13 protein-coding genes are annotated in these 13,074 nt (G+C 72.7%); 4 read left to right on the top strand and 9 right to left on the bottom strand.

Going from position 1 to position 13,074, the window contains the following annotated elements; all coding sequences use genetic code 11:
* Positions 1-132: 132 nt before the first annotated feature.
* A complete protein-coding gene (locus ACWGIU_RS13395) occupies positions 133-885 on the bottom strand; it encodes a bifunctional DNA primase/polymerase (RefSeq protein ID WP_453705314.1) in 753 nt (250 codons plus the stop codon).
* Between the two features lie 170 nt (positions 886-1,055).
* Positions 1,056-1,667, bottom strand: a complete 612-nt coding sequence (locus ACWGIU_RS13390) for a TetR/AcrR family transcriptional regulator (protein WP_453705312.1) — start codon at positions 1,665-1,667, stop codon at positions 1,056-1,058.
* A gap of 95 nt (positions 1,668-1,762) precedes the next feature.
* Between ACWGIU_RS13390 and ddaH the strand changes: the two genes are divergently transcribed.
* Complete coding sequence (ddaH, locus tag ACWGIU_RS13385) at positions 1,763-2,620, top strand: dimethylargininase (RefSeq protein WP_453705318.1); 858 nt, start codon at positions 1,763-1,765, stop codon at positions 2,618-2,620.
* A gap of 30 nt (positions 2,621-2,650) precedes the next feature.
* Here the strand turns inward: ddaH and ACWGIU_RS13380 are convergent, their stop codons facing one another.
* Both ACWGIU_RS13380 and ACWGIU_RS13375 read right to left on the bottom strand, forming a co-directional pair.
* Positions 2,651-3,673, bottom strand: a complete 1,023-nt coding sequence (locus ACWGIU_RS13380) for a small ribosomal subunit Rsm22 family protein (RefSeq protein ID WP_453705310.1) — start codon at positions 3,671-3,673, stop codon at positions 2,651-2,653.
* A 103-nt stretch (positions 3,674-3,776) separates the two neighbouring features.
* Positions 3,777-5,108 (bottom strand): Bcr/CflA family multidrug efflux MFS transporter, encoded by a 1,332-nt coding sequence (locus tag ACWGIU_RS13375; protein ID WP_453705308.1) that lies wholly within the window; start codon positions 5,106-5,108, stop codon positions 3,777-3,779.
* A 108-nt stretch (positions 5,109-5,216) separates the two neighbouring features.
* Between ACWGIU_RS13375 and ACWGIU_RS13370 the strand changes: the two genes are divergently transcribed.
* From ACWGIU_RS13370 to ACWGIU_RS13360, 3 genes are all read left to right on the top strand, one after another.
* Positions 5,217-5,978 carry an SDR family oxidoreductase gene (locus tag ACWGIU_RS13370; protein ID WP_453705306.1) on the top strand — a complete coding sequence of 254 codons (762 nt, stop codon included), beginning with the start codon at positions 5,217-5,219 and terminating at the stop codon, positions 5,976-5,978.
* Between the two features lie 67 nt (positions 5,979-6,045).
* A complete protein-coding gene (locus ACWGIU_RS13365; RefSeq protein WP_453705304.1) occupies positions 6,046-6,909 on the top strand; it encodes a PhzF family phenazine biosynthesis protein in 864 nt (287 codons plus the stop codon).
* Entirely contained in the window at positions 6,906-7,499 is a 594-nt protein-coding gene (locus ACWGIU_RS13360) for a GNAT family N-acetyltransferase (RefSeq protein ID WP_453705302.1), read from the top strand. The genes ACWGIU_RS13365 and ACWGIU_RS13360 overlap by 4 nt, the downstream gene beginning before the upstream one ends.
* Positions 7,500-7,556: 57 nt before the next feature.
* Here the strand turns inward: ACWGIU_RS13360 and efeU are convergent, their stop codons facing one another.
* The 5 genes from efeU to ACWGIU_RS13335 form a co-directional block, all read right to left on the bottom strand.
* Positions 7,557-8,414, bottom strand: a complete 858-nt coding sequence (gene efeU, locus ACWGIU_RS13355) for an iron uptake transporter permease EfeU (RefSeq protein ID WP_453705300.1) — start codon at positions 8,412-8,414, stop codon at positions 7,557-7,559.
* A 26-nt stretch (positions 8,415-8,440) separates the two neighbouring features.
* Complete coding sequence (gene efeB, locus ACWGIU_RS13350) at positions 8,441-9,742, bottom strand: iron uptake transporter deferrochelatase/peroxidase subunit (RefSeq protein ID WP_453705298.1); 1,302 nt, start codon at positions 9,740-9,742, stop codon at positions 8,441-8,443.
* Positions 9,743-9,774: 32 nt separating this feature from the next.
* A complete protein-coding gene (efeO, locus tag ACWGIU_RS13345; RefSeq protein ID WP_453705296.1) occupies positions 9,775-10,926 on the bottom strand; it encodes an iron uptake system protein EfeO in 1,152 nt (383 codons plus the stop codon).
* A gap of 189 nt (positions 10,927-11,115) precedes the next feature.
* Complete coding sequence (locus ACWGIU_RS13340; protein ID WP_453705316.1) at positions 11,116-11,934, bottom strand: heme ABC transporter ATP-binding protein; 819 nt, start codon at positions 11,932-11,934, stop codon at positions 11,116-11,118.
* Between the two features lie 17 nt (positions 11,935-11,951).
* Positions 11,952-13,074, bottom strand: a 1,123-nt coding sequence (locus ACWGIU_RS13335; protein WP_453705294.1) for a FecCD family ABC transporter permease, incomplete at its 5' end; no start/stop codon positions are given.

The following is a 13,074-nucleotide window of genomic DNA, read 5'->3' as shown; positions in this document are numbered from 1 at the left end:
GATCCACCCCTGACGCGCGGTGCGGTGCCGTGCGGCGCCTCGGCCGGGGGCGCCGCCCCCGGACCCCCGCGCCTCACCCGTCGGCGGGACCGGGGTGGCCGACCGGTCCGGGTCGGCCTTCGGGGCCGGGACTCAGCCGCGGCCCAGGGGCCAGGCCACCGCCGCCGGCGCGCGGTCCGTGGTACCCGCGTACTGGGCGCAGGCGTCCGTCAGTGTTTCCAGGAGGGTGAGCGGGTCCGGGAGGGTGTGTTCCATGCCGCGGATCCAGGTCACCGCCTGGTCACCGGGCAGGGCCGCCGGCGGGACCAGGACGTAGCTGCCGCGGCAGTGCCAGCGCAGGCCCGGGTGTTCGTCCATGGTCTCGGGGTGGCAGTCCAGTTCGCAGGGCCACCACTCGTCCTCGTCCTCGGGGGTGCCGCGGGTGGCGGTGAAGAAGAGCATCCGGGCCTGTTCGCCGGTGCCGCCCGATTCGGCGACGGGGCCGACCTCGATCCCGGCCTCCAGCAGTCGGGCGAGGGCGGCGGTGCCGGCCTCCAGCGGGACGTCGAGCACGTCGTGGACCATGCCGGTCGCGGTGATGAAGTTGGCCTGGGGCTGGTTGCGCGCCCAGCGCTCGACCTGTGCGCGGTCGGTGGTCGACTGGGTCTGCCAGGCGAAGGAGACGGGGTGGCGGGCGGGCGTCGGACAGCCGATCCGGTCGCACGAACACCGGTAACCGGCGGGATGGGCGGCGGGGGCGAGCGGCAGGCCCGCGGCGGCGACGGCCAGGAGGAGCGCCTCGCGCTCCGCACCGGGGTCCTCGGCGGTGGGTTTCTGCCGCCGGCGCAGCCACTGGGACATCCTGCTCTGCTGGCCGCGTTTGACGCGGCCGGACTCAGACCCCATCTATCCCCTCACCTCACCGTATCCCCGGCGGACCAACCCATCGTCCCACCATCCTGAGCCCCGGGTGACCGCTCTTGACGACCGGGGGGTTGGCGATGCCTGGCCGGAAACCCCCACAAACCCATAGAATCAGGCCAAATATTCTCGGCCGATCTTCGATTCCCTGGCCGCTACCGGGCGGTGACGTTGGCCACCCCGCCCAGCACCCGGTCCACGAGCGCGTCGGTGTAAGCGTGTGTCAGGGGCGCGGTGCGCAGCAGCCAGCGGTAGGTCAGCGGTCCCAGCAGCATCTCCACCGTCAGCCGCAGGTCCGTGTCCGGCGCGAGCCGGCCGGTCTCCCGGGCCGTGCGCAGCCGGGCCTCGTACAGGGCGAGCCGGGGCTCCAGCAGCTGCTCGGTGAAGCGGGCGCCGAGCTCGGGGTCGGTGGCCCCGGCCGCCGTCAGGGCGCGCGCGGGGGCCTCGTACTTCTCGTCGTTGAACTCGTCGACCGTCGCCCTCAGTACGTGCTTCAGGTCGGCCGCGAGATCCCCGGTGTCGGGGAATCCGGTCCCCTCGGCCTCCGTCTCCGCGTCCCCGGCGAGGGTCAGGGAGGCGTCGAGGAGGACGGCGGCCTTCGAGGGCCACCAGCGGTAGATGGTCTGCTTGCCGACGCCCGCGCGGGCGGCGATGGCTTCGATGGTCAGCTTGTCGTAGCCGACCTCCCCGACGAGGGCGAGCGCGGCGTCGAGGATGGCACGCCGGGAGCGGTCGCTGCGGCGGCTGGCGTCAGGGGTCCTGGGCATGGCCCGAAACTAGCAAAGCGAGACGTCTCGTCTTTCCACAGGTTTGCTTAAACCACCCAATCAGTTCACTGTGCTGTCCAGGTGGAGGAGAGACGATTCTCTCCGCACTCGTCCCGAGTCGTGAAAGTCGTGAGGAGCCTTCTTTGCGCAGAGACGCCACACCCCGGCGCTACCTGATGTGCCCACCCGCACACTTCAAGGTCACGTACTCCATCAATCCGTGGATGGATCCCACGAAACCGGTGGACCTGCCCCTCGCACTGGCCCAGTGGGAAGACCTGAGGGACCGCTACCGTTCCCTCGGCCACATCGTCGAGACCCTCGAACCCGATCCCGCGCTGCCCGACATGGTCTTCGCGGCGAACGGGGCCCTCGTCGTCGACGGCCGCGTCCTCGCGGCCCGGTTCGCCTACCCGGAACGGACCGCCGAGGCCGAGCGGCACCTCGACTGGTTCCGGAGCAACGGCTACACCGACATTCACGAGCCCTCCCACGTCAACGAGGGCGAGGGGGACTTCGCGGTCACGGACAGCTACATCCTGGCCGGCCGGGGCTTCCGCTCCAGTCCGCTCTCGCACGACGAGGCCCAGGAGTTCTTCGGCCGCCCGGTCATCGGCCTCGACCTGGTGGACCCACGCTACTACCACCTGGACACGGCGCTCAGCGTCCTCGACCGCGACGAGATCATGTACTACCCGGAGGCCTTCTCGCCCGGCAGCCGGGCCGTGCTCAGGCGGCTCTTCCCGGACGCCCTGATCGCCGACGGCGGGGACGCGGCCGCCCTCGGCCTGAACGCGGTCTCCGACGGCCTGCACGTCCTGCTCCCGCAGGCGGCGACCGGACTGCTGGAGCCGCTGCGGGACCGGGGGTTCGAGCCGGTCCCGATGGATCTGGGCGAGCTGCTCAAGGGCGGCGGCAGCGTGAAGTGCTGCACCCAGGAGCTGCGCCCGTAGAACCCGCTACGGCTACGGCTACGGCTACGGCTACGGCTGCGGCTGCGGCTGCGGCTGCGGTGCCGGGGGCCAGGCCTGGCCCCAGTCGGCGTCCCGGGCGGCCTTGTAGAGGTCGCCCTGGCGCTTGGTCACGTTGACCCGGGTCAGGCCACCCCCCTCGGGGCCGCACAGTTCCAGCAGGACGAGCCCCTTCCGGATCTGCGGCTTGCGTGTGATCCGGGAGGCGGCCGGTTCCGTCGGGAAGCGGGTGGCGGCGACGTAGCTGAACTTCTCGTCCTCGTAGGGGAGCGAGCCACCCTTGACCTGGCGGTGCAAGGAGGACCGGCTCACCCGCGCCGAGAAGTGGCACCAGTCCTGCCCGACCTCGATCGGACAGGTCCCGTCGTGCGGGCACGGAGCGGCGATCCGCAGCCCGGCCTCGATCAGCTGGGTGCGGGCCTCGCGGATGCGCAGGTAGCCCTCCGGCGTGCCCGGTTCGATCAGCACCACGGCCTGGCCGGCCCGCGCCGCCTCCGCGACGACGGCCTTGCGCGCCGGTGCGGTCAGTTCGCCGAGTACGTAGGACACCGTCACCAGGTCCGCCTCGGGCAGCGCCAGCCCGGAGCCGATGACCGCCCGGCGCCAGGCCGCGGCGCGGAGCACCTCCGACGAGGACGCCGCCGCCAGTTCCCGGCCGAGGGCCAGGGCCGGCTCCGCCCAGTCCAGCACCGTGGTCTCCCGCGGGCCGCCCCAGGTGGCGTCCACCGCCCAGGTCGCGGCGCCCGTGCCGCCGCCCACGTCCACGTGCGTGCCCGGCGTCCAGCCGGGCGCGGCCTCGGCCAGCCCGTCGAGGGTGGCCCGGACGGCCTCGAAGGTGGCGGGCATCCGGTACGCCGCGTACGCGGCGACATCGGAGCGGTCGCGCAGGACGGGCGCGTCGGTCGGGGTCTGTCCCCGGTAGCTGGCGATGAGCCGCTCCACGGCGGCCGCGGCCTGCTTGGGCGGGAGCCCGTCGAGCAGTCCGCCCAGCGTGCGGCGGAGGGTCTCGGCGGAGGTGGGGGTGGAGGCGTTCACCTGGGAAGTTTATGCCGCCGTCGGCTCGGCCCCGGCCGCTGTGGGCGGGGGCCGACCGGCGGGGCTCCGCCGGACCCGGGGGTTCCGCCCCCGGGCCCGCGCCTCACACGCCGGCGGGGCCGGACGGGTCGGCGGGGAGGGGACGGGCGGGTGCGGTCCGCCACGGGCGGCACAGGCCGATGAACGCGCTCAGGGCGAGCAGGGCGCACACCAGCTGGACCAGGGCCATCGGGACCGCCGTGTCCTCGCCCGCGATGCCCACCAGGGGCGAGGCGATCGCGCCCACCAGGAACGAGGTGGTTCCGAGCAGCGCGGACGCAGATCCGGCCGCGTGCGGGGTCCGCATCAGGGCCTGCGCGTTGGTGTTCGGCAGCACCACGCCCATCGCCGACATCAGCACGAACAGGGCGGCGGCGATCGGGGTCAGCCCGACCTCCCCGAACACGCCGGTCGACATCAGCAGCAACGACACCGCGGCGGTCGTGACGACCGCGAGCCCGACGCCCAGCACCTTGTCCAGGCGGACCCTGCCCACCAGCAGCTTGCCGTTGATCTGGCCGACGAGGATCAGGCCGACGGAGTTGAGCCCGAAGAGCAGGGAGAAAGCCTGGGGCGAGGCCCCGTAGATCTCCTGCACCACGAACGGCGAGGCGGATATGTAGGAGAAGAGCACGGCGAAGGAGAAGCCGCCGGTCAGGGTGTAGCCGGCGAAGACGCGGTCGCCGAGCAGCCCGCGCATGGTCCGCAGGGCCGAGCCGACACCGCCGGTGTGCCGCCGTTCGGGCGGCAGGGTCTCGCCGAGGCCGCGCCAGACCATCAGGGTGAGCACCGCCCCGACGACGGTCAGGACGAGGAAGACCCCGCGCCAGTCGGCGAAGCGCAGGACCTGGCCGCCGATGAGCGGGGCGATGATCGGGGCGGCCCCGGATATGAGCATCAGGGTGGAGAAGAAGCGGGCCATCTCGTCCCCGTCGTACAGGTCGCGTACGACGGCCCGCGCGATGACGATCGCGGCGGCGCCGGCCAGGCCCTGGAGCAGCCGGAAGGAGATGAGCAGCTCGGTGGTCGGGGCGAGCGCGCAGATCGCGGTGGCCAGGACGTAGACGACCATGCCGATGAGCAGGGGCCGGCGGCGGCCCCACTTGTCGCTCATCGGGCCGATGACGAGCTGGCCCAGGGCCATGCCGGCGAGGCAGGCGGTCAGAGTGAGCTGGACGGTCGCGGCAGGGCTGTTCAGGGCGTCGGTGACCTGGGGCAGGGCCGGCAGGTACATGTCCATGGACAGCGGGGGGAGGGCGGTGAGCCCGCCGAGTATGAAGGTGACCAGCAGGCTCGTACGGCGCGCGGCCGCGAGGGGCGCTGTGGCGGTGGGGGCAGAGGGCGAATCGGGCGACGAGTCGTGCGAGGCGGCGGTCGCGGGGCCTCTCTCCGACATGCGGAACTCCAGTCTTCTCATCTGATCTACGCACCCCTGACCGGCCCATGCTCTCAGCAATCGGAACGTCCGGGGAACGGGGCGCCGTGTGACGTACCCTGCGGCCCCATGGACGAAAGTACGAAGAAGATCGCCGTGGTGACGGGCGCAGGCTCCGGGATCGGCCGCACCGTGGCGCTGACCCTGGCCGCCGCGGGCTGGGCCGTGGCCGTGGCCGGCCGCCGCACCGAGCCGCTGGAGGAGACCGCCGCGGCCGCCGGGGAAGGCGCCGACGTGCTGTGCGTACGGGCGGACGTGAGCGACCCGGACGACGTGACCGCGCTGTTCGAGTCGGTCGTGGCCCGGTACGGGCGCCTCGACCTGCTGTTCAACAACGCGGGCACCTTCGGGCCGGCCGGGGTCCCGCTGGAGGACCTCACCTACGAGGCCTGGCGCTCGGTCGTCGACGTCAACCTCACCGGCGCCTTTCTGTGCGCGCAGGCGGCCTTCCGGCAGATGAGGCGACAGGACCCGCAGGGCGGTCGCATCATCAACAACGGCTCCATCTCGGCGCACGTGCCGCGCCCCCACTCCATCGCCTACACCGCGACCAAGCACGCGATGACCGGCCTGACCAAGTCCCTGTCGCTGGACGGGCGGCCGTACCGGATCGCCTGCGGCCAGATCGACATCGGCAACGCGGCGACCGAGATGACCGAGCGGATGCAGACCGGCATCCTCCAGGCCAACGGGCAGCTGGCCGTCGAGCCGGTGATGGACGCCGCCGACGTGGCCCGCACGGTCCTGCACATGGCGGAGCTCCCGCTGGAGGCGAACGTGCAGTTCGCGACGGTGATGGCGACCTCGATGCCGTACATCGGCCGCGGCTGAGCCACGCGGGATCCACCGCCGGGAAACCCCATTGCCAGGCCGCGGGGCCGCGGCCGATCATGGCCGGATGACCGACACCGAGGTACTCCGCTACACCGCCTTCTCCCACGACCCGGACGGCGGCAACCCGGCCGGGGTCGTGCTCGACGCCGCCGGACTGGACGAGCGCGCCATGCTGGAGATCGCCGCCGGGCTCGGCTACAGCGAGACGGCCTTCCTGACCGCCCCGCCCGAGGGGCTCGGCGGTGAGGAGGGCCGGTCCTTCACCGTGCGCTACTTCAGCCCGAAGGCGGAGGTTCCCTTCTGCGGGCACGCGACCGTGGCCACGGCCGTGGCGCTGGGGGAGCGGATCGGGCCGGGGGAACTCCTCCTCGCCACCCGGGCGGGGACCGTACCGGTGACCGTCACCTCCGAGGGCGGGCTGCTGCGGGCCACGCTCACCAGCGTCGAGCCGCACATCGAGGAGATCGGCGCCGCCGACCTCGCCGAAGCACTGGCCGCGCTGGACTGGCCCGAGGCCGACCTGGACCCGGCGATCGTGCCCGCGATCGCCTACGCCGGGGCGCGGCACCTGGTGATCGGCGCCCGTACCCGGGCCCGGCTCGCGGACCTGGCCTACGACTTCGCCCGGCTGGAGGCCCTGATGCGGCGTCTGGACCTCACCACGGTCCAGCTGGTGCACCGGGCCGGCCCGGCGGAGTTCCACGTACGCGATCCCTTCCCGGTCGGCGGCGTGGTCGAGGACCCCGCCACGGGAGCCGCCGCGGCGGCTTTCGGCGCGTACGCCCGCGAGCGCGGCCTGGTCCCGGCGGACGCCGTGCTCACCCTCCACCAGGGAACGGACATGGGCCGCCCCGGGGTGCTCACCGTGGAACTGCGCGAGGGCGATCCGCACGTCCGGGTCGGCGGCACGGGCGTACGGATCGCGTGAGCGCGCCCACCGACCCGGTTCCGGCCCTGCGGGTGCTCCGATTCGCCGAGGCCGACGTGCCCGAGGCGTGGGCCCGGCAGGTCGCCGCGCTGGAGGCGAGGGTGTGGCCCGGTTCCACGCCGGGCCACGACCCGGTGCTCCGGCCGCGGACGATGCTGCTCGTCGACGGGGCCGGGACGGTGGCCGCCGCGCTGTCACTGCTCCACAAGCCGATCCCGCTCGCGGGCCGAACGTACCGGGCCGCCGGGCTCAGCTCCGTGGTCGCCCTGCCGGAGCGGCGGGGCCGCGGCCTCGGCGGCCGGCTGGTGGCGGCGGCCCGCGCCGAACTGGCGGCGGATCCGGCCGTGGACCTGGCGCTGTTCAGCTGCGACCGGCCCCTGGCGGCCTTCTACGAGGCGGCCGGCTTCCCCCTGCTGCCCGGCACGGTCCTGGTGGGCGGGACCCCGGAGGATCCCCTGGCCACCGACGACCCGGGCTTCGACAAGGTGGTGGTGGCGGCCTTCTTCACCGACGACCCGGTCCGGGACCGCGCCGCTTTCACGGGCGTCCGCGTCCCGCTCCACCCCGGAAACACCGACAGGCTGTGGTGACGGGCCCGAGGGCTCCTCACCACAGCCTGTCGGCGGCAGTCTCCAGGAGATGTCCGCTCAGTTGGCGGGCGTGGAGTCCGACTGCGCGGGCCGCGCCTTCGGCGCGCCCGCGGGGCGGCTCCGGTCGACGAGGAACAGCGTCAGCACGGGGACCAGGTACAGCAGCCACACCGTGAGCTGGAGGACGGTGGGGTCGGGCTGGAAGTTGAAGACGCCCTTGAGCAGGGTCCCGTACCAGCTGTCCGGCGGAACGGTCGCGCTGATGTCGAAGGCCTTGTCGCCCAGGCCGCCCAGGAAGCGGGCCTCCTGGAGGTCGTGCACCCCGTACGCGAGCACGCCAGCGGCCACGATCACCAGCATGGCTCCGGTCCACCGGAAGAACTTCGCCAGATTGATCGTCAGCGCGCCCCGGTAGAAGAGGTATCCCAGCAGGATCGCCGTGGCGATGCCCAGCAGCACACCGATCAGCGGCGCCGAGGAACCCTCGCCACTGGCCCGTACCGACGCCCACACGAACAGCGCCGTCTCCAGGCCCTCCCGGCCGACGGCCAGGAAAGCCGTGGCGACCAGCGCCCCGGTGCCCATGGCCAGCGCGGAGTCGAGCTTGCCGTGCAGATCGGCCTTCAGATGCCGCGCGGTGCGCTTCATCCAGAAGACCATCCACGTCACCAGACCCACCGAGATGATCGACAGGGTGCCGCCGAGCAGCTCCTGCGCCTCGAAGGTCAGCTCCTGGGTGCCGAATTCGAGCATCGCGCCGAAGGCGAGGGAGATCGCGCAGGCGATCGCGATGCCCAGCCACACCGGACGCAGGGCGTCCCGGCGCCCGGTCTTCACCAGGTACGCGACGAGGATGCAGACGACCAGGCTGGCCTCCAGCCCCTCGCGCAGGCCGATCAGATAGTTGCCGAACACGGCTGGTGGTTCCTCTCCGGCGGGGACTACGCGAACAGCGTCCGGCCCCACCAGTCGTCCTTGTCGCGGACGCCCGGCGGGACGGCGAAGATCGCCGAACCCACGTGCTGGATGTATTCGTTGAGGACGTCGGACTTCGCCAGGTTGCGCTGGATCGGGATGAATCCCTTGCGGACGTCGCGCTGGTAGGCGAGGAAGAACAGGCCCGCGTCGAGGCGGCCCAGACCGTCCGTGCCGTCGGTGAAGGAGTAGCCGCGGCGCAGGATCGTCGCACCGTTGTTGGTGTCCGGGTGCGCGAGGCGCACGTGCGCCTCCGGCTTCATCGCCTTCAGGAACGGCTCGTCGTGCTCTTTGGACTTGCCGACGGGGGCACCCTCGCCCTTGTCGCGGCCGAAGATGTCCTCCTGCTCCTGGAGCGGGGTGCGGTCCCAGGTCTCGATGTTCATCCGGATCCGGCGGGCCACCAGGTACGAGCCGCCGGTCAGCCAGTCGCTGCCGTCGCCCGCGCCGACCCACACGTGCTTGTCCAAGGCGGCCTTGTCGGTGCCGGAGATGTTCCGGGTGCCGTCCTTGAAGCCCATCATGTTGCGCGGGGTCTGCTCGTCGGGTGTGGTCGACGAGGTCTTGCCGAACCCGAGCTGCGACCAGCGCATGGCGGTGCGGCCGAAGCCGATGCGGGCCAGCTGGCGGATCGCGTGCACGGCGACCTGCGGGTCGTCGGCGCAGGCCTGGACGCAGAGGTCGCCGCCGGAGCGGGCCGGGTCCAGGTTGTCGCCGGGGAACAGCTCCAGGTCCACCAGCGCCTCGGGACGCTTGCCCTCGAGCCCGAAGCGGCCCTTGGCGAACAGGCCGGGCCCGAAGCCGATGGTCAGGGTGAGCCGCGAGGCCTTCAGGCCCAGCGCCTCGCCCGTGTCGTCCGGCGGGGCCTCCGGGAGGCCGCCGAAACCGCCCTCACCGACCGGCAGACCGGCGGTCATCAGCCGGGCCGCCACCGTCCACTCCTTGAGGAGCTTGATCAGTTCCTCGCGGTCCTTCGTCTTCACGTCGAAGGCCGCGAAGTGCAGGCGGTCCTGCACGGCGCTGGCGATACCGGCCTGGTGCTCGCCGTGGAAGGGCACGGATGCCCCGGTGGCCGCCGCCGACACCATGTCCGGGCCGCTGCCGAAGGCCGTCACCGCACCGCCGGCCGCGGCGGCGCCGAGCGCGAACCCGGCCCCGCCCCAGCCCAGCACCGCACGGCGCGAGGGAGCCGCGGCGGAAGCCGGCAGCGAACCGTCGCCGTCCTGCTGAGCCTGCTGCTGCTGCGCAGCCGAGCCCGACTCGGTCATCGTTCTCCTCCGTCTGCTTCCGTCTCCGCCGGTTACTTGGTGACCGCGGCGGCGAGCTTGGACAGCGGCTCGGCGAGCGCGTTCACGCCGTCCGAGAGCTCCTTGCGCTCCGGCTCGCCGACCTTGTCGTACGAGGTGAACTCATAGGTGGTCCGGTCCGCGCGGTACTTGTCCAGCAGGGTGTCCAGGGCCGCGAACTGCGCGTCGAGCTGCTTGACCAGCTCCGGGTCGTTCTTCGAGGCGATCGGCTTGAGCAGCTCGTACGCCTTCTGCGCACCCTCGACGTTGGCCTTGAAGTCGACCAGGTCGGTGCGCGAGTAGCGCTCCTCCTCACCGGTGACCTTGCCGGTGGCGACCTCGTCGAGGAGCTCCTTGGCGCCGTTGGCGATCGAGGTCGGGGTGATCTCCGCCTGGCCGACCTTCTTCTGCCATTCGGTGAGATCGGCGATCAGGATGTCGGCGAGCTCCTTCTCCCGGTCACCGATCTTGTTGTCGATCCACAGGGACTTCTCCAGGCGGTGCCAGCCCGTCCAGTCCTTCTCCAGGTCCTGGCCGGCCTCCAGGCCGTCCTCGCGTACGTCGACCTTGGGGTCGATGTCACCGAAGGACTCGGCGACCGGCTCGGTGCGCTCCCAGCCGATGCGCGAGCCCGCGTAGAGCTTCTTGGCGCCCTCGATGTCGCCGGCCTTGACCGCGTCCGCGAAGGCGGTCGCCTTGGGGAGGGTCTCCTCGGCCTGCTGGACCACGTACGCGCGGTAGGCGGCGACCGCGGCGTCCATCTCGGGGCTGCGCTTCTCCTCGCCGCCCTTGCCGGTGGCCTTGACCTTCTGGGAGATGCCGTCGCCCTTCATGCCGGGCTTGCAGACGATCTCGTAGTCGCCCGCCTTGATCTCGGCGGTGATGGAGGCCTTGGTGCCGGGGCCGATGTTCTCGCGCTCGGTCACGATGCGGGCGTCCGGGAAGAGGACGTAGACCTCGGTGACCTTGGAGCCCTTGTTCTCGACGTCGATCTGCACCTTGCCGGACGGGAACTCCGTCTTCGAGACCTCGCAGGCGCTGTCGGAGGCAGCCACCTTGATCGCCTTGTCGCCGCCCGCCTCGCTCTTCTGGGAGCAGCCCGTGACGGCGGTCAGTGCGGCCGCCACAGAGGCTGCGGCGATGACGGTGAGGCGAGCGGGGCGCATAGGGGGCTCCTGGCGTCGGACGTGAGGGGCCGCCCCTAGGAGGGAGAGGCCGTTGAGGCGGACCTAACTTAACCGAGGCTTACCTCACCCATACCCCCTCGTACCGTGATTCAGCTCATACCTACGGGCCCTGGACACGGTGCTGTCACGGGCCCTCCACGACAGCCCCATGACAAGGTCATGCGGAGGTCAAGCCCGGACGGGGATCACCAGTGGAGCCCCGGTGCGCGGGTGCGGGAGCACCTCCACCGGCTGCCGGTAGACCCGGCTCAGCAGTTTCCCCTCGAACACCTCGGCCGGCGGGCCGTCCGCGGCGATCCGCCCGTCGTGCAGGACGGCGGCCCGGTCCGCGTAGGCGGCGGCGAGCCCCAGGTCGTGCAGGACGACGACGACCGCGTCCCCGGCCGCGGCCCGTTCCCGGCAGATGCGCAGCACTAGCTCCTGGTGGCGCAGGTCGAGGGCGGCGGTCGGTTCGTCGAGCAGCAGCAGCGGGGCACGCTGGGCCAGTACGCGGGCCAGCGCCACCCGGGCCCGCTCGCCGCCGGAGAGGGCGGAGAAGGCGCGCGCGGCGAAGTCCGTGACCTCGGTGGCGGCCATGGCGACGGCCACCGCCTCCTCGTCTGCCTCGGCGAGGGGGGTGCCGGCCCAGGGCGCGCGGCCCATCCGTACGACGTCCTCCACCGGGAAGGGGAAGGACAGCGCGGCCGACTGGGGAAGTACGGAGCGGCGCAGCGCGAGATCCGGGGCGCTCCAGTCGCCGACCGGGCGGCCGTCGATCCGGATCACCCCGGAGGCGGCGGGCAGGTCGGCGGCGAGCGCGCCGAGCAGCGTGGACTTGCCCGCACCGTTCGGGCCGACCAGGGCCAGCACCTCGCCGGCCCGGGCGGTCAGGTCGATCCCCGCGAGAACCTCGCGCTGTCCGAGCCGCAGGTGCAGGCCCACGGCCTCGGCGACGGCGTCGCCCGGGGCGGGACGGGGCGGGACGGTCCTGCGGGTGCGGGAGAGCAGCCCGCTCAGCCTGCCGGTCACGCCCAGCCTCCTTGCCTGCGGCGGGTGCGGCGCAGCAGCCAGAAGAAGAAGGGGCTGCCGAGCAGGGCGGTCAGTACCCCGAGCGGCAGCTCGGCGGGCTGGGCGAGGGTCCGGGCGGCCAGGTCGCCCGCGACCAGGACGACGGCGCCGGCGAGGGCGCTGCCGGGGACCAGGAAGCGGTGACCGGGGCCGTTGGCCATGCGCAGCAGGTGCGGGACGAGCAGGCCGATGAAGGTGATGACGCCGGCCACGGCGACGGCGGCGGCAGTGAGCAGCGCGACCACGAGGATGAGGGAGAGACGCAGCCTTTCTACGTCGATGCCGAGGTGGCGGGCGGGCCGTTCGCCGAGCGCGAGCAGGTCGAGCCGGCGGGCGTAGAGCGGGGCGACGAGCAGGCCGGCGACGGCGCAGGGCAGGACGGCGAGGACCTTGGGCCAGGTGGCCTGGGCGAGGGAGCCGAGCTGCCAGAAGGTGATCTGGTTGACCTGGCCGTTGTCCGCGAGGAAGACGAACAGGCCGATGAGGGCGCCGGCGAAGGCGTTGACGGCGATGCCGGTGAGGATGAGGGTGACGACCTCCGTCCGCCCGCCGTTGCGGGAGAGGAGGTAGACCGAGCTGACGGTGATCAGGCCCGCGACGAACGCGCAGACGGTGATCGTCCAGTTGCCGAAGAAACTGAGGCCGAGGCCGATGGCGGCGACCGCGCCGACGGCGGCGCCGGCCGAGATGCCGATGACGCCGGGCTCGGCGAGGGGGTTGCCGAAGACGCCCTGCATGAGCGCGCCCGCGCAGCCGAGGGCGGCGCCGACGAGCAGGGCGAGCACGACGCGGGGGAGGCGGACTTTCCACAGCACGCTCTCGCCGACCCGGTCGAGGGGGGTGCCGCCGAGGCCGAGGTGGTGCCGGACGGAGGCGAGGACGTCTGGGAGGGGGATGTCGTAGGCGCCGACTCCTGCGGAGAGCAGGGCGAGGAGGGCGAGGGTGGCGACCAGGGCGGCGGTGAGCAGGGCGGGTCTGCGGCTGCGGCTGCGGTTGCGGTTGCCGCTGCCGCTGGGGGGCTTCGCGGGGTCGGTGGTTCCGCCGGGGTCGGGGTCCGGGTCCGGGGAGGGGGCGGGGGCG

Source organism: Streptomyces sp. NPDC054840 (assembly GCF_053611065.1).
Note: the sequence above shows the minus strand (reverse complement) of the source record. Positions and strands in the feature narration are given on the sequence as shown.

What these genes read in the sequence shown, in the direction of transcription:
- ACWGIU_RS13370 (WP_453705306.1), top strand. Translation starts at nt 5,217, where the DNA reads ATGGACGAAAGTACGAAGAAGATCGCCGTGGTGACGGGCGCAGGCTCC.
- efeB (WP_453705298.1), bottom strand. Translation starts at nt 9,742, where the DNA reads ATGACCGAGTCGGGCTCGGCTGCGCAGCAGCAGCAGGCTCAGCAGGAC.
- ACWGIU_RS13375 (WP_453705308.1), bottom strand. Translation starts at nt 5,108, where the DNA reads ATGTCGGAGAGAGGCCCCGCGACCGCCGCCTCGCACGACTCGTCGCCC.
- efeO (WP_453705296.1), bottom strand. Translation starts at nt 10,926, where the DNA reads ATGCGCCCCGCTCGCCTCACCGTCATCGCCGCAGCCTCTGTGGCGGCC.
- ACWGIU_RS13365 (WP_453705304.1), top strand. Translation starts at nt 6,046, where the DNA reads ATGACCGACACCGAGGTACTCCGCTACACCGCCTTCTCCCACGACCCG.
- ACWGIU_RS13390 (WP_453705312.1), bottom strand. Translation starts at nt 1,667, where the DNA reads ATGCCCAGGACCCCTGACGCCAGCCGCCGCAGCGACCGCTCCCGGCGT.
- ACWGIU_RS13395 (WP_453705314.1), bottom strand. Translation starts at nt 885, where the DNA reads ATGGGGTCTGAGTCCGGCCGCGTCAAACGCGGCCAGCAGAGCAGGATG.